Origin of the sequence: Caballeronia sp. BCC1704, assembly GCF_902833455.1 — a bacterium.
Taxonomy (GTDB): domain Bacteria; phylum Pseudomonadota; class Gammaproteobacteria; order Burkholderiales; family Burkholderiaceae; genus Caballeronia.
This window is the reverse complement of the sequence record NZ_CADFFT010000002.1, coordinates 35,750-51,281: the sequence shown is the minus strand read 5'-3', so window position 1 is coordinate 51,281 and position 15,532 is coordinate 35,750. Positions and strand designations below refer to the sequence as shown.

Below are 15,532 nucleotides of genomic sequence, written 5' to 3'. Positions count from 1 at the left end.
GGCATGTGGGTGATCAAAATCGGCGGAAGCCTGAGCCATGATCCCGTGCTGCGCGAGTGGCTCATGCGGCTTTGGGAACTGGGCGGCGGGCGTGTCGTGATCGTGCCTGGCGGCGGCGATTTCGCGGATGCGGTGCGGCAGTATCAGCGCGAATGGCGCTTTGACGACCTCGCCGCGCATAACATGTGTCTCCTTGCGATGACCCAATACGCCATCCTCATGCAAGGCGTGTTGCCCGAACTCGTGCTCGCCTCGAACGAAGAACGCATCCGGCGCGCGCTGCGCGATGGCCAGGTGGCCGTTTGGGTGCCGACCGATCTGATGCGCACCACGCCCGACTCGATGACCAACTGGGACACGACATCCGACAGTCTCGCCGCTTGGCTTTCGACCACGCTCAATGCCGAGCGCCTGATGATCGTGAAGTCGTGCGCGATCGAAGCGCACGCGCCGCTCGAAGCGCTCGCCGCGAGCGGCATTATCGACAGACGTTTTCCGGCCTACGTGAAAGACGCGAATTATCTGGTGGAAGTGTTCAGCAAGAGCGATGCGTCGGTCATGCGCGAGCGGCTGCTCGCATTTCACGCGTGAGCGGTCATGCGCTCGCCATGCAGCGCGCGCGACCACTGACGCACACGCGATGCATCGAGCCGCCCCGTGCGTCCATCGCGCTCGTCGCATAGCGCGCCTCTGAAGCCCGCGATATCCGGTGCAAGCACGCGTATCCGTTCGAGATCGCGCCAGCCTAGCGATCCTGCGAGGGCGGTCATCATTCCGCGCGACCGCGCTTGTGAAAGGCATGGGGCGAGCGTCGCCGTATCGACGCAATCGAACAGCGTGCGGCCGTCTTTGTTCCCGGTGTCGAACACGAGCGCGACGAAGCCGAGCTGCGCGGCGAGTGTAACGAGGGAACGCTCGATGCCGTCGTCCGAAAGCAGCACCGGCACGACCGTCGCCGGCAAGGTCGCCAGATGACGCAAGCACGCCGCGGCGCGTGGACCCGGCGCGACGCCGACCTTCACGTAATCGACGCCGGTGCTCGCGACGTCCAGCACGCGGCTCGTCATTTCATCGAGCGCGTCGTTCGGCAAGTCTCCAATCGTCGCGCTGATGGGCCGCACCGCGTACTGCGCCCGCAATGCGCGCACGATGCGCTTTATGTCGTCCGTCGCGACGCCGCCCAGCGCGCCCGCGCGCGGTTCCTTCAGATCGATGACATCCGCGCCGGCTTGCGCGGCATCGAGCGCTTCATCCACCGAGCGGACGCTTGCCAGCAATGCGGTCATGGTCGAACTCCGGAGCGTTGAATCAGGGAGGAGGCGTCTTTGCGCGATGCTGTTCGATGGCCTGCAATAGCCAGTTCCACGCAGTGCGTTCCGCATCGCCCGCTGTCTTGTCGATGGCGATACGCAGATAGTCGATCTCGCTATCTACCTTCTCTTGCGGCAACATGAAGAGACGGCTAACCAGAATCGCGCCCTCTACAACGGCAGCCTGCGCGCGATTGAAGCCGGGAAACGGCGCGTGCGTCTCGCGATGCACGCACGCCATGCGCAGCGAGGGGCGCGGGTCGTCATCGTTCATTTCGATCAGTTGCAGCTCCGCATGCGCTAGCGTTTGCGCGAGCCGCACGCTCGGCACCACTGTCGCGTGAAGCGTCGGCCAGTCGCGCTGAAAGCCCGTGACGCAGCCCGCGAACACGCGCACGTCCGTCGTGAAGTTGATGACGGCGCTTCGGGTTGCGATGACGTTATCAAGCGTCGTCGACGGGCGAAACGGCGCGAGAATGGCTGAGTCTTGCTCGAAGCGCACGCCCATGGGCGCGACATGCGGACGGCCATCGCGATCCGCCGTGGTGACGATCGTCTCGTAGATCATGGCTGTCCGCGAACGCATTCACAGGCATGTGGCTCGCACGAAGGCGCATTGACGCACGCGGCTTCGTGCAAGCGGGACGTGGCACTCAGCGCGTGGCGATATACATCGTGATTTCGAAACCGAAGCGCATATCGGTGAAGCTCGGCGTGGTCCATTGCATGGCACTTTCTCCTTGGTTGAACGAGTGAATCGGTCGATGCCGACGACGCCCTTTCAATTCGAGCGGCGTGCGCGTGCGAACGCACGCAAGCGGCATGCCAAAAAGATCCAATCGTTCGTGCGCGCGGCACTGTGACGGAAACGCAGCAAAGTGTCCCGTCTGCGTGATGCTCCATCCGATGAACGCGCGTCGATCAGCGCTTTTTCATCGTCGTGCCGGGCGCGTGCCATGCCGTCAGATCTTCCTCAGGACGATCCACCTCGCATCCCCAATCGAGAGCCTGGTCCTGATCGAAACGCTTGCCGAGCTGCCATGCGATCTCGGCCCGCGCCAGTTGCACGCCCATGTAGAACGCGTGGCCGCCGTCGGCTTCCAGCTTCAGGTCAGGATAGAGCGCGAACGGGTCGGTGGCGATGCGATGTCCATCACGGTTATAGACATGAATCCCTTCGGCCGAAACCTGAACACGAAAGTTAGGATCACGTACGGATCGCGCGAGCTCGTTAATCTCCTCAGCGCTGTAAGGAAAAGGGCGCTTTGCATGCAGCGCGGACAGGTCGCCCGACAGGCCCTTGGGCAGCGTCTGCGTTTCGCGCGCGGCGTGCATCACGCGTCGCGCGACATCGGCTTCGCGCACGGCACGGCGCGCATGCAAGCTCACGGATGTCGTAAGCACCGCCGCGATTCGCAGTTCCGCCGCCATGCCGAGCAGCACCGCGTTGATGCCGGTCGTGTCCGCTTCCGTCAACTCGGTCACGTTGCCGATGCCCATCATGATCGCAACATCCGGATGGCGCTCGCGCAAGCTCACATAACGCGCGATGGACGCCGCGAGCCCGAAGGGAATCGGATCGAGAATCGGGTCGGCGAGGAACGGGCGATTGCGTGCTTTCATCGCGTCGATGGCCGCTTCGAGCGATGCCATGTCGTGCGGCTCGCGCGGCACGAGAACGGGCGTCGATGCCGTTTCGTCGGCGATCCACAGCGTATCGACGTTCAGGCTCATCAGGTAATCCGCGCCTGCGCGTGCGCCGCGCACCAGTTCGTCGGCGACCATCGAATCGACACTCACGCGATAACCCTGTTCCTTGAGCATCGCCACTGCGTCTCCGAGATGCGGAAACGGCGTCTCGGGCAGGCAGCCGATGTCGATCACGTCCGCGCCCTGTTTGGCGTAGTCGCGCGCGCGGGCGGCGATGCCTGCGAGGTCGAGACGCGGCGCGTCGACGATCTCGGCGAAGATCTCTGTCTCGTAGCGCGATAAATCGACATGTCTCGCTTCACGTCCGAAGAACTGCGGCAAGTCCTTCACTTCCTCCGGGCCGCGCTCGACCTTCACGCCGTAGTGCGCGGTCAGCGCATCGAGGTCGCCGCGGCATCGGCCCGGCACGATCATGCGGCTCGTGCCTTCGCCGAGCGGCGTCGCGACGCGCCGGCGAATCATGTCGGCGGTCATGAGTCCTGCCACTTGCAGACCGATCTCGCGCACTTCCCATGTAAAGGGCGATGCGGCGCTCGTCGGCGCAATGCCTTCGAGCACGCGACGAAGGCTCTGTTCGGCGAGCCTGCCCGTCAGGAAGACAATGTGTTCCATGCGAGATTCAGGTCCGAAAGCCGTTGTTCGAGCGCGGCCTTCAGGTCGTCGAGCGTGCGCGCGACAGTCGTATGTTCGATGCCCGCCAGACGCTCGACGTTATCGAACTCGATGGCGCGCGGCCTCACTTCGACCCATTCGTGGGGCGTTTGGGTGATGACGCTCGGCGCGGTATCGCATGCGAAAACGATGCCCGGCACGCATTGCTTGCCGGCCTGCGCAAAGAGATTGGTGGGCAAGGTATCGGAGATGCCGAGCGCGCACTTCGCCACTGTGTTGCTCGTTGCGGGCGCGATCACGACGGTGTGATATTCGCCGTGATAGAGCATGCCCACGGGCACGCTGCTCGCGCTGTTGTCGCGAAAGACCTTGAAGTGCTCGCGCAGCTTACGGATGGGCCAGCCATAGAGCGGCAACACTTCTTCGCCCGCGCGTGACAAAAAGAGATCGCAGCGCGGCAGGCGCAAGGCGAGTTCGAGCGATTCCTCGATCATGTGCCCCGAACCGGTCACGCACCACGCGAAGCGCGCGTCGGGCTTGAACTCGTCGAGCCGGCGAGCGGGCGCGGGCTGCGTCATGCGTGATCCGGCGTGGCCGAATCGTGCGACAGCCTGATGTGCAGCCGATGCATCTTGCGATACAACGTGTTCCGGCTGATGCCGAGCACCTTCGCGACGTTGCTCACATTCCAGCGATGTTCGTCGAGCAGCAGCAACACGGTCTCGCGTTCCCTGACCTGTATCGCGTTGAGCGCGGATGTGTCGGCGTCGTCGGTGAGATGCGGCAGTGGCGCCGGGGCAGTTGCCGTGGGCACAGTTGTCGCGCTCACGGGACGTGCGCCGTTCACGATCTCGGGCGGCAGATGCGCGCAGCGAATCTCGGGACCGTCGCAGAGCGCGATCGCCATCTGCAGGACGTGCCGCAATTGCCGGATATTCCCGGGCCACGAATAACTCAGCAAAGCCTGTCGTGCTTCGGCGCTCAACGCAGGCGGATCGGTGGATTCGGTTTCGAGAATATGGCCGATTAGCGCGAGCGCATCGGCGCGTTCGCGCAACGGCGGCAAGTTGATCTCGATGCCGTTGAGCCGGTAATACAGGTCTTCGCGAAAGAGACCTGTCTGCACGAGTTCCGCGAGATTGCGGTGACTCGCGCTAATGAGCTGGAAGTCCACCTTCACGGTCGCTTCCGCGCCGAGCGGCGTGACTTCGTGTTCTTCGAGCACGCGCAGCAGCCGCGCCTGCAGCGTGAGCGGCATGTCGCCGATCTCATCGAGGAAGAGCGTGCCGCCGTTCGCCTGCACGATCTTGCCGCGCCGTCCTTCACGCTGCGCGCCGGTGAAAGCGCCCGCGCGGTAACCGAACAGTTCGCTCTCGATGAGGTTCTCCGGCAGCGACGCGCAATTCACCGCGACGAACGCGCCCGCTCCGTTCGGGCTGATGCTGTGCAGCGCGTTGGCGAAGACTTCCTTGCCGGTGCCCGTTTGCCCGCGCAGGATGATCGGTATCTTGCGTTGAATCACGCGTGCGGCAAGCTGAATCTGCGAGGCCATGCGCGGATCGCCGAATTCCAGATGCGAGAGCTTGTCGAGACGGCCTGCGCCCGAGCCGGCGTTCTCGCGCGACTCCTTGCGCGCGGGCTTCGCGCGTGTCGTCAGCGCGGAGTCGTTCATCAGGATGCGCGTTGCGCCGCCCGCCGCTTCGCGGGGCGTCTGCGCGGTGAGGAAGAAGCGGCTGTTCGCCTTCGCGCTATACACCGTGACCGGATGAAACGAGCCGCGTATGCTGCGCGCGATCATGTCTTCGAGCGACGCGTTGAACGCTTCTTCGATGCGCTTGCCGCACAGTTCCGCCGGTGTGCGCAGATCGAGCTGAAAGAGCGCGCTGCGGCTCGCGGCCAGCACCACGCCATCGTCGCTGACCGCGAGCTTGCCCGCGTGCAGCGTGCCGACGAATTCGGGCCGGCTATGAAAGTGGATCATGTTCGCGTGCCGGTAGCGCGCATCGATCAGACGATTTTCGATCATCTGCCGCGACATGCCGACGAGCACCAGCGAATGCTGCTGCAAGAGCTTCGAGCGGCTCGTGACATCGAGCACGCCGGCGATCGTTCCGCGTTCATCGAAGATCGGCGCGGCGGAGCAGGTGAGCGACGTATAGCGCGGATAGAAGTGCTCGTGCTGGCACACGGCAATGCAATCGCGCTCGATCAGGCACGTGCCCATGCCGTTGGTGCCGGCTTCGCGCTCGCTCCACAGCGCGCCCACGCGCAGGCCGTCGGCGGCGACAGCCTCGCCGAACGGCACCGAGGACACCTGATGCACGATCACGCCGTCCGCATCGACGAGCACGACCGCGAGCTCGGGATCCGCGAGTTGCTGATACAGCGTCGTCATTTCCAGCTTGGAGCACGCGATGAGATCGCTCGCGGCTTCGCGGCGCTCCGTGAGTTCCCGCGATGTCAGCACGGGCGGCATCACGAAGCGCGCCGGGTCGAGATGGAACTCGGTGAGGCAACGCATCCACGATTGCGCGACGGAATCGCTCGCGCGCCGCGTGGCGAGCGGGTTATTGACGATGTTCAGCACTTCCCGGACATGCGTGTCTACGTCAGCTAGCGACGACATGGGGCCGTGTCTCCGTGGCGTTTTTCGTTGCGTTTGCGCATGAGCCGCGCGTTGCGTCCGACGCCGAATCTGTTGTGTTTCCGCGGGCGCCGCGGCCGTCTCTTTGCCGTCGTGCTGTAGCCGTTCGCGTGCGCGCCTCGTGGCCGGGCGTGCGTTTCGGTCAGGATTTCCGCCCCGATCTGGCCCGGTTCCCAAAAACTCTACATCCGATGGCGCGCCGGTTCAATAAGTAGTCGCATAGAGTTTGGCGCTGCGCGCGGTTTTTGCTTTTGTCCTCGAATCACCCGCGTTTCACGCTTTCATCACTCACCGGGCCGCTCGCGCGGCGACACGCACATGGGCCGATTCGATCCGATCCGCGAAGCCGTTCGCGACATGGCGCCGCGCGCTGCCGAGGAAAACCCGCCGATGGATATCGTTTTTATCGAGGGACTCACAGGACAGACGGTGATCGGCATCGACAAGAGCGAGCTGCACATCGCGCAGCCCGTGCGCATGAGTCTTGCGATCGGCGTGCCGTCGTTGCGTGCGTGCACCACGGATCGCATCGAGGACACGGTCAACTATGCCGCGGTGCGCGAGGCCGTTCACGCACTGCTTGCGTCGCATCGCGTTCAGCTGTTGGAGGCGCTGGCCGAGCACATCGCGCAACTCGTCATCGCGCGATTCGGCGCGCATTGGGTGAGGGTGTCGCTGGCGAAACCCGCCAAGTTCAATGATGTCGATGCGGTCGGCGTCGTGATCGAGCGGCGGCGCGCGCCGTCGATGCAAGGCGGGCTCGGTTGGATCGGCCTGGGCTACGTGCCGCAATAAGCCTTGCGTGCAGCGTTATTTCGCGGCCGATGCGGGCTTCACGAGTCCGCACGCCTTGAATGCATCGCGCTGCAACTCGCGATACTTCTTCGTCTGCGCCTTCGCGCGATCGACGCGAAACTCGGCGCCGCCTTCGCCGCCCAGCGCGGCGTATTTCGAAAACGTCGATTGCTCCACGAAGTCGTCATAGGTGAGCACTTGCGCGATCTTGTCGATGGCGCACGAGCACTTGTAGACGTTCACGAAGTCATGCCCGTTGTCGTCCATGCAGGCGAGCACGTATTCCACGCGGCCTTCGGTCGGATAGTCGTGCCCTTGCGCCGGCACGCCTGTGGCCGCGAACGACAGCGGGCAGACGAACGTCAAGGCGACGAACACGCAGAGCGCGCTGCAACGTGGACTCATTCGATGAACCTCGTATCGTAGTCGATGACATGCGGCCGGCGCGCAACGGCGACGCCGGCCGCACTATCGACGGCATAGTGACGATCAGGCCGCCGCGAACGGATGCGCGACCGATGACTTCCTCGACACCACTTCGGATGCCTTCGGTTCGCCCGCTACCGCGCGCTGAATGGCTTCTTTCGTCGCCTGATAGTTGAACTCCTGAATCTTCTTGTCGTCGGACGCTTCCCAGTGAATGAACACGCCGACACAGATAAAGAGGTCGTCGGCTTCGTCGGCGGGAATGGTGCCGTCTTCCACGCTGTCGGCGACCGCGAGCGCCACCGCATGCTGCGCCGGCCCGAACATCTGCACGGCCTGCTTCGCGCCCTTGATGGTGACCTTGTTGAAGAGAATCGTGTTGGGCTTGGTGATGAGATTGGGCGCGACCACGGCCAGCAGCGACGTGAAGCCGTCCTTGTTGTTCGTGAGCGCGTGGCAGAACGCGGTCTCCGCAGCGGAGCCTCGCGGTCCGATGATCAAGTCGATATGTGCGACCTCGTTGCCGTCGCCGACGAGCGACTCGCCTATCAGGACGCGGTTGATCTTGGCCATGCTGTTCCTCCAGTGAAGGGTTCTTGGGACGATCGACTTGCTCCAGGGCTCAGGCGGCCACGGTCGATAACCCGAAGACCGCGCAACGCATCCTCGATGCAAACGGCTGCACAGAGGGCGGCATAACCGCGTACGTCCTAAACATGATCCGTGCCAATTTCCCGGTACAGCGGCGCGCGCATCGACGAGTCATGCGGTCATCAGCGCGACGAAAAGCGTCGCCACCGCGAGGTCCGCGCTCGTTCCCGGGTTGATGCGTTGCGCCTTGAGTTCGGCGTCCCATGCGTCGAGCTCGGGCGCGTGCGAAGGACGGCCAGTCGCGTGCCAGTTCGCGCGTCGAACGGCTGCATCGCGCGTGACACTTTGCGCCGTCGCCGCGCCGTGCTTGCGCACAATGTGCGAGTCCGGCCAACGCGAGAGAAACATGAGGAACGCATCGAGCATGGCTGCGCGCGGATTCGCGATGCCCGCGTCTCGCGCCGCATCGAGGCCCGCGCCGAACACGTCTGCGAAACCGTTCGCGTATTGCCGCGCGATGCTGTCGCGGTGCGCGGCGAGCGTCATCGCGGCGCGCAGGTCCACGGTCGGCGGCGCATGCACGGATTGCTCGCGTGCTTCGCCGAGGCCGCCGGGATTGGCGAGCGCGATCGCGCGATAGGCGAGACGGGCATCGTCCAGATCGAGCGATGCGAGCGCGGCTTCGGTCGCGGCATGCCAATGCACGGTGTCGACAGTACGATCGCGCGGCAGGCGTTCGAGTGCGGCGCACAACGGCGCGGCGAGCAGCACGATGCCGAGATTCGTGTTGCAGCCGACTGCATTAGATGTACGGCGCACGGCGTCCAGAATGCGCATGCCGACGCTTGCGCCCGCGACAAAGAGACCCGTTGCGGCCATTTCCGCGCTCTCGATGAACTGCGCCGCCGTCATGCCGTGACCCGCGCTCGCGATGCTCACGTTGCCGGGTTTGCGCGTCTCCACATCGAGCGCGCAGGCGCGCATGAACGCTTCGCGCGCGTGCATCGGGTCAGGCGCGGGCATCGCCGCTTGCCCATGCGAGCGTGCGCTGCGATAGCGCGAGCTTGCGGTCGAGCAGATCGTCAACAAGCAATGCGGCGATATCGAGCGGCGTCACCGACTGCAACCCGCGCCACGCTGCCACGCCGTTCACTTCGAGCACGAGCGGGCGCCCTTCGGCTGCGATCAGATCGACGCCTGCATAGTCCAGCCCGAGCGCATGGCTCGCCCGCACCGCAGTATCGGCGAGCGAGGGCGTGAGCTCGGCCGGCTCGCAACGCGCGCCGCGGGCGAAGTTGTGGATCCAGTCGTCGCCGCCCACGCGCTTCATCGCCGCGACCGCCCGCGTGCCGATCACGAGCACGCGCCAGTCGAAGCCGGGATGCCCGGCATCGACATAACGCTGTAGATAAGCCACGCCGCTGAAGTCTTCGAGCGATGGCAACGTTTCGCATGCGTCGTCGCCGAGCCGCCGCAAGCCTTTGCCTTGCGAGCCGAAGAGCGGCTTCATCACGAGCTTGCGGCCTGCGGCGGCTTCGCGCATCAACACGCGCTTGGCGAATGCGGGCGATTCGCCGGCCCATGTCGCGGGCGTCGGCACGCCGAAGCGGTTGAGCAGAAAGCTCGTCATCGACTTGTCGACGCTGCGTTCGATGGCGCGGGCGTCGTTATAAACCGGCACGCCGCTTTCGCGCAGCGCATGCAGGATGCCGAGCCGCAACGTCACCTGTTCGAACGTGCCGCCCGCGATGCCGCGCACGAACACCGCATCCGGCAGCGCGTGGCCGAAGCCGGGAATGGCGAGACCATGCGGAGGCCACGTCGTATCGATGCGGCAATCCGCAAGATCGACGCAACGCGCCTCGACGCCGCGCGCGCGAAACGCTTTCTTCAGACGGCTCGTGTGCCAGCCGGTCTCGTCGGTCATGATCGCGATGCGCGTCATGGCGTTTCCTGCGTGACGTGCCATTGCGCGTGAAGCAGCGCGTGGTCGAGCTTGCCGCCGTGATATGTCGCGCCGCTTTCGAGACTCGACACCCACGCCTCGGCGGGCGCGAAGAGAGCGGCGTCGATCTGATAGAAGTCGTAGTTGAACGACTTGAATATCTCGGCGAAGGGCTTGCCGTAGTCTCGCGCGTTCGAAGACGGCAGTTCGGCCGCGAGCCGTCTTGCGGCCGCATCGCTCTTGACGGTGAGATGCACGCGGCCGCCGTAGAGGATCGCGTCATTGGTGCGGCCCATTGCCTGCGTGTCGTCGGGCGCGGGCGGCGGCAACGGCGCGCTGCCGCTTGCCTCGACGACCTCGCTTAAGTCCACGCCCAGTACGTGCGTCTTGTGCAGCGCAACTTCCACGACGCGCGCCACGACCTGCACCGTGCCCGCGACAGAATGTGTCGGCGTGACCGCGATGACGAGCTTGTCGGGCGCGAGGCCGCAGTCGTCGATCACCTTGTCGATGACCACTTGCGGCGGCAGGCGATTCACTTCCATGACGAGCGCGCCGCGTTCGTGTTTGTCGCGATAGCCGAGTTCATCGAAGAGCGGCTCCTTGCACGCAAGCGCGCGCGCTGGGCCCGAGCCTAGCGAGAAGAACTTCTTGCCGCCGGTTTCTTCTTTCGTCGCGGAGAGACTCCAGCCCGCGTACTGGCTCCCGAGGCAGGCGAGCACCGGATTCGACGTATGCACTTCGATGAAGACGGGCCAGAGCGGAGCGGCATCGAACGCCATGCGGCGCGCAACGTGTCCGAGCCCGCCCATGCAGATTCGCGCGATGAGCATGCCGGCATCGGCGCTGCCCGCTGCATCGACGCCTGCATCCACGATGGTCGTGCCCGCAGGCGTGCGCGTGATGCCGACGCGAAGCGCTTCGCTGCGTTCGATCAACTGCGCGACGAGCGGCTCGCTCATCGCGTTGACGCTCAATCCAGCGGGAAGGGGAGAAGTCAGTGTCATAGGCTCAATGGCCTCAGTGGCTTTCGATGCGTTGCAGGATGCGCGCGCAATCGCTATCCAGCGACGCGCGCAACAAGTCGAGTTCGGGCGCGGTCGTCATCATCGTACAGACAGGCATGCCCGCCTCGATGCGCGCGCCGGGAAGCGGTATGTCGTGGCACGCGGGATCGGCAAAGCAGGCATCGCTGAATGCCTGCGATGCGACGAAGCCGTGCGGCGCAAACACGACGCGCTGCCCCGCGATCAGCGGGGGTCGCTTGAGCGCAGTGTCGGTGTGCGGCAACTCGCCGTCGAGGCACGCGTCCAGATGCGCTCCGATCAAACCGCGCGGCCACGCGTCGGGCCATGCGGCTTCGTAGAGCGCCATCGTCGATGACGGGCGCGTGTTGATTTCGAGCACCTGGAACGTGTCGTGATCGAGCAGAAAGTCGAGGCTGCCGAGACCCGTGAGATCCGTTCGCCATACGATTGTTTCGATCGCATCGACGATGCGCGCGGCCGTATCGCGCGGCAACGTCACGGGACCGAGCGACCCTGCGTGAATGAACGGCAGACGATGCGCGCTCACCGTGGTCTGCTCCGCGAAGCCGATGACCACGGCCTCCCGTTGCGCCGCGATGAAGAGCGCGGACATCGGGCGGCCTCGCGATAGCCGCTGGAAATAGGCTCCGGGCGGCGTGTCGTCGAGCTCGCGCGCCCATTCGATGTGCGTGCCGCCGCAGCCGTCGCTTCGCTTGATGAGCCAGTCTCGCGCATCGGCGGGGCGCGTGAAGCGCACATCGGGATGGGCGATATGCGCGTCGTCGAGCAACGCGAAGAAGCGTCGCGGATCGCGCACGGCCGCCGACTGCGCGCCATTGCCGATGACACGCGGCACGCCCGGCGCGCGGCTTAGCTCGATGGCGAGCGGCTCCAGCCCGCTCGTCACGACGAGCCCCAACATGCGAGGCATGCGTGCCACGTGTTGCAGCGCGTCGTAGAGACGCGCGCGGTCGATGGACAAGCCCTCGCCGCCGATGTCGAACCACACGCCCGCGTGCGTGCGCGTATCGCGGTCGCCGAAGATATCGAGCGCGACGACGTTCAGGCCCGCGCGCGCGGCCGACTGCGCGAGCATGCGCGCCGACAGTCCGGCGACGGCGACGCGTGGCGCGCGCGCGTTCATCACGCGCCTTGTCCCGCGACGATGGCGCGGGCTTCGTCGAAAGCTTCGGGAAAACCCAGGTACACCGGCTTGCCGCCGGTGCGCATGCGCACGAACAAGCGGTGCTCGGCCTGATACTTCACGTTGCCGATGGCGAGCGCGCCGATGCCGATCGCATCCGTGCGCGCCGCGCCGGCAAGCGGCTTGCCGTCGTCCATGACGTTGACCCCGGCGATGCCTTCGGGCGGCACGGCGTTCACGTCGGCGGCGATCAGCAGATGCTTCGCCTGCGCGATATCGGCGGCGCTCATCACTTGCACGCCCGCGGCGGCGGTGGCGAAGACGATCTCCGCTCGCGCCAGTTCCCGATGCAATTGCTCCGTGGTACCGGTCGCGACGCCCGTCGTGGCGATATCGAAACGCCGGTTGATTTCATCGCTGACTTGCGTGGCGCGCGACTGACTCGAATGGCTCGCGACGACCACGTCCGCGCCGAGCGATGCGGTCATCGCGGCGGCCACGCGTCCTACCGCGCCCGTGCCGCCGAGAATCAGCACGCGCTTGCCGTCGAAGCCGACCTGATGCGACGCCTTCAGATGCTTCTCCGCGAGCGCGACGAGCGCGGCGGCGGTCGTGTACGCGCCGCTGGGATCGGCGAAAACGGAGACTTCGAAGGGCGGCACCATCGCGTTACGCGCGCGTTCGAGCATGTCGGCGGCGAGCATCACGTCGCGCCCGCCGAGAAAGATGCCCGTGCGCGATACGCCCTTGGGACCGCGCGAAAAGATGGCGTCCTGCGTGAGCTGCACGACGCTGCCTTCATCGACGTTGCAGTACGGCACGACGATCTGATAGCCGGCGTCCGCAGCCATGTTCACATCGAACGGGCTCATTTGCGGCGTGCTCGTGAACATGTGCAGCACGTAAGGTCTTTCGGCGGCATCGGGCATGGTCTGGGCTCGGTCGGTGAGGGAAATGATGCGTTACGGCGCGATTCACGCAGCATTTGCGCCTGATTCGCGCGGACAGGCTGCGCGCCACGTCGCGCCGTGATTGCGGGCCGCGACAATGGAGAAGCTGAGCGATGCATGCGGCGCTGCGCGTTGCGCGGTGGCGAGCGCGCGCTCGGCGTGCTGCGCGCTTGCGACGAACGCGAAGCCCACCGGCCCCCACGACGTCTGACCGATGCCGGCCTTTTGTTCTGCCGCTACCGCTTGCAGCGCGCGCGCCACTGCGGGACTCGCGAATACGCCGCCTTGCGCGGGCGCGAAGTATTCGCCGATGGTCTGCTGCATGTCGCAGATTGCGTCGGCGAAGGGTTCGAAGTCGCATTCGGCGACGGCGGGCAGGAGGCGCATCAAGACGAGATGCGAAAGATGGGCGGCGAGCGCGGCGGGAAACGGCGCAAGCGAGGCGAGGCCGCGCTTTTCCGCCTCGCCGTGCAGCCCTTCGCGGGATGCGTCGTCGATGAGCAGCACGCGCCAGGCATCGGGAAAGCGCTGACGCGCGAGCAGTGGCGGCAGCGTTGCGTTCTCGCGGTGCGCGGTGCTGCGTCCGCCATCGACGATCAGTCCGCCGTGATCGAACCCATGTATGCCGATGCCCGAACGCGCGCCGCGTCCGAGCAACCGTGCGATATCCGCTGTGGTCAGATCGTGTCCGGTCACGCGGGCGAACGCGGTTCCGAGCGCCAGCGCCAGTTGCGTGCCGGAGCCTAGTCCGGTGTGGGCGCGTGGCGTTTCGTGCACTTCGATGTCGACGGGTTTCGTGACGCCTAGCGCCGCGTGGAGTCGCGCGAGGTACGCTTCGATGCGCGCGTGCTGCGCTTGCGTCGATGTGCCGTCTATGCGCCCTTTGCGTTGCGCGCGCCGCGCGGTGATGCGGGTGCCGTGTCCGTCGATGACGAGCCCCACGCTTCCGAACGCGCGGCCGAGCGAACCGTTCGGATCGATGAAGCCTAGATGCAGCCGGGCATCCGCCGAAAGGGTGATCGCCTGGGGCGGCGATAGGGCGGAATTGGGCATGGCTTTTTGGCTTTTGCTCGTACGGGAATTTTCATGCCTCAGGCAAAAGGTGTACCAAGTTCGTCGTTCTTCTTCTTTCGTGGAACTTGTATTCGTGTCGGTCTATTGGCGTTGCCCCTCCCCGGGGCGGGGGTCACTTTCTTTGCTGCTGCAAAGAAAGTAACCAAAGAAAGCAGCTTTTTTTGGGCCCGCAGCAATAACAGTGTGGTCACTCTGTAGAGAGTCCGTGGCACTCAGCTGATGACCAGCCTTGAATCACCTTCCACGCCCGCTGAGCGCCACGTCCTCCGAGCCCCTTGGCTCGTTAACACCACACCCGGTTCAGCGCTTCGCGCTTGAGATCGCGCGCTGTGCCGCGCAAGAGTCCGTTCAGACGACGTCCCAACGTGGCTAGACCAACGCTTGAGAAGCACGCATGCCGCTGCAAGCGTTCGGGGCTAGCGAGCCAAGGGGCTCGGAGGACGTTGTGCTCAGCGGGCGTGGAAGGTGATTCAGGGTTGCTTCAAACTGATGGCCAATGCTCTTCTGCGAAGTGACCACGCTCTTGCTGCTGTGGGCTCACAAAAGCTGCTTTCTTTGGTTACTTTCTTTGCAGCAGCAAAGAAAGTGACCCCCGCCCCGGGGAGGGGCAACACTAATAGACCGACACGAATACAAGTTCCACGACAAGAAACGCCCCGCAAGAAACAAGCGAGAAAATCAATCGTACTTGATATACCGAAACCGCTGATCATCGGAGGGCGTCCCGCTAAGAGGCCCACCCTCGAGCGAGGGCCGCCACTGCACGACTTCTTCGATCTTGGAAGCAAGCGCAAAATCCTTATCGGTAATGCCTTTGGCCGAATGCGTCTTGAGCTTAACGATAACGAAGGCATAAGAAACGGTAAGGTCCGGATGATGCCAGGCCGCTTCCGCAAGATGGCCCACCGTATTGACGACCATCAGCGTGCCCTTCCAGCCTTCCGTGCGGAACTTGCGCCTGAGCCATCCGTCCTCGAAGTACCAGTGTTTGAGCGCACCGTTGAGACGCTCGGCGATCTCCGCATCGGAGTACACCTTCTCGGCTGAAGTCATGGCGAGGTCCGGAACATACGTGAGTGATTCAGTATGCGCGTCATCGTCGTAGGCACACAAGCAAACGCAAACACTGCTGCGGCGCGTCAGAAATCAAACCTATAGACCCAGCGATTTCGCGTATTTGACACAGTATGTCTCGCGATACACCGCGCACTCACGCGCGAACGTGAGCGAACAGGATGTCACTCCCGCCCCATCGCAATACGCGCACGAGCGCACTACACCGGCATGGAATATGCAATTGGCG

General features: G+C 64.6%; 17 protein-coding genes. 2 read left to right on the top strand and 15 right to left on the bottom strand.

What is annotated here, in order from left to right; all coding sequences use genetic code 11:
- Nucleotides 1–3 precede the first annotated feature (3 nt).
- Nucleotides 4–591: an aspartate kinase gene (locus HWX53_RS10050; protein ID WP_175940717.1), complete on the top strand. Its 588-nt coding sequence runs from the start codon at nt 4–6 to the stop codon at nt 589–591.
- On the opposite strand, the gene HWX53_RS10045 is transcribed toward HWX53_RS10050, so the two are convergent.
- The 6 genes from HWX53_RS10045 to HWX53_RS10020 all read right to left on the bottom strand — a co-directional run bounded on the left by HWX53_RS10045 (nt 582) and on the right by HWX53_RS10020 (nt 6,258).
- A complete protein-coding gene (locus HWX53_RS10045) occupies nt 582–1,286 on the bottom strand; it encodes a (5-formylfuran-3-yl)methyl phosphate synthase (RefSeq protein WP_175940716.1) in 705 nt (234 codons plus the stop codon). The two genes, HWX53_RS10050 and HWX53_RS10045, sit on opposite strands and share 10 nt — an antisense overlap.
- Nucleotides 1,287–1,308: 22 nt before the next feature.
- Nucleotides 1,309–1,878 (bottom strand): DUF447 domain-containing protein, encoded by a 570-nt coding sequence (locus HWX53_RS10040; RefSeq protein ID WP_175940715.1) that lies wholly within the window; start codon nt 1,876–1,878, stop codon nt 1,309–1,311.
- Between the two features lie 85 nt (nt 1,879–1,963).
- Nucleotides 1,964–2,038, bottom strand: coding sequence for a pyrroloquinoline quinone precursor peptide PqqA (gene pqqA / locus HWX53_RS10035; protein WP_008354335.1), 75 nt, complete (start codon nt 2,036–2,038; stop codon nt 1,964–1,966).
- Nucleotides 2,039–2,231: 193 nt separating this feature from the next.
- Nucleotides 2,232–3,632 (bottom strand): DUF6513 domain-containing protein, encoded by a 1,401-nt coding sequence (locus tag HWX53_RS10030; RefSeq protein WP_175940714.1) that lies wholly within the window; start codon nt 3,630–3,632, stop codon nt 2,232–2,234.
- Complete coding sequence (locus HWX53_RS10025) at nt 3,611–4,210, bottom strand: flavoprotein (protein ID WP_175940713.1); 600 nt, start codon at nt 4,208–4,210, stop codon at nt 3,611–3,613. The genes HWX53_RS10030 and HWX53_RS10025 overlap by 22 nt, the downstream gene beginning before the upstream one ends.
- The gene (locus HWX53_RS10020) at nt 4,207–6,258 is read right to left on the bottom strand and encodes a sigma-54-dependent Fis family transcriptional regulator (RefSeq protein ID WP_175940712.1); all 2,052 of its coding nucleotides are present in this window, start codon (nt 6,256–6,258) and stop codon (nt 4,207–4,209) included. The genes HWX53_RS10025 and HWX53_RS10020 overlap by 4 nt, the downstream gene beginning before the upstream one ends.
- Before the next feature lie 375 nt (nt 6,259–6,633).
- Here HWX53_RS10020 and HWX53_RS10015 point away from each other — a divergent pair, with 375 nt between their 5' ends.
- Entirely contained in the window at nt 6,634–7,071 is a 438-nt protein-coding gene (locus HWX53_RS10015; protein ID WP_244140127.1) for a dihydroneopterin aldolase, read from the top strand.
- A gap of 15 nt (nt 7,072–7,086) precedes the next feature.
- Here the strand turns inward: HWX53_RS10015 and HWX53_RS10010 are convergent, their stop codons facing one another.
- The 9 genes from HWX53_RS10010 to HWX53_RS09970 all read right to left on the bottom strand — a co-directional run bounded on the left by HWX53_RS10010 (nt 7,087) and on the right by HWX53_RS09970 (nt 15,282).
- Nucleotides 7,087–7,476, bottom strand: a complete 390-nt coding sequence (locus HWX53_RS10010; RefSeq protein ID WP_175940710.1) for a hypothetical protein — start codon at nt 7,474–7,476, stop codon at nt 7,087–7,089.
- A gap of 84 nt (nt 7,477–7,560) precedes the next feature.
- Nucleotides 7,561–8,070 carry a formaldehyde-activating enzyme gene (fae, locus tag HWX53_RS10005; RefSeq protein WP_175940709.1) on the bottom strand — a complete coding sequence of 170 codons (510 nt, stop codon included), beginning with the start codon at nt 8,068–8,070 and terminating at the stop codon, nt 7,561–7,563.
- Nucleotides 8,071–8,259: 189 nt separating this feature from the next.
- Complete coding sequence (locus tag HWX53_RS10000; protein WP_175940708.1) at nt 8,260–9,111, bottom strand: triphosphoribosyl-dephospho-CoA synthase; 852 nt, start codon at nt 9,109–9,111, stop codon at nt 8,260–8,262.
- Complete coding sequence (locus HWX53_RS09995) at nt 9,098–10,033, bottom strand: RimK family alpha-L-glutamate ligase (protein ID WP_241269953.1); 936 nt, start codon at nt 10,031–10,033, stop codon at nt 9,098–9,100. Before HWX53_RS09995 ends, HWX53_RS10000 begins: the two co-directional genes overlap by 14 nt.
- On the bottom strand, nt 10,030–11,040 hold the full coding sequence (gene mch / locus HWX53_RS09990) for a methenyltetrahydromethanopterin cyclohydrolase (protein WP_175940706.1): 1,011 nt from the start codon (nt 11,038–11,040) through the stop codon (nt 10,030–10,032). The genes HWX53_RS09995 and mch overlap by 4 nt, the downstream gene beginning before the upstream one ends.
- A gap of 13 nt (nt 11,041–11,053) precedes the next feature.
- Nucleotides 11,054–12,205 (bottom strand): ATP-grasp domain-containing protein, encoded by a 1,152-nt coding sequence (locus HWX53_RS09985; RefSeq protein WP_175940705.1) that lies wholly within the window; start codon nt 12,203–12,205, stop codon nt 11,054–11,056.
- Nucleotides 12,205–13,134, bottom strand: a complete 930-nt coding sequence (locus HWX53_RS09980) for an NAD(P)-dependent methylenetetrahydromethanopterin dehydrogenase (protein ID WP_175940704.1) — start codon at nt 13,132–13,134, stop codon at nt 12,205–12,207. Before HWX53_RS09980 ends, HWX53_RS09985 begins: the two co-directional genes overlap by 1 nt.
- A gap of 45 nt (nt 13,135–13,179) precedes the next feature.
- Entirely contained in the window at nt 13,180–14,208 is a 1,029-nt protein-coding gene (locus HWX53_RS09975) for a beta-ribofuranosylaminobenzene 5'-phosphate synthase family protein (protein ID WP_175940703.1), read from the bottom strand.
- Between the two features lie 699 nt (nt 14,209–14,907).
- Nucleotides 14,908–15,282, bottom strand: coding sequence for a 4a-hydroxytetrahydrobiopterin dehydratase (locus HWX53_RS09970; protein WP_175940702.1), 375 nt, complete (start codon nt 15,280–15,282; stop codon nt 14,908–14,910).
- Nucleotides 15,283–15,532 lie beyond the last annotated feature (250 nt).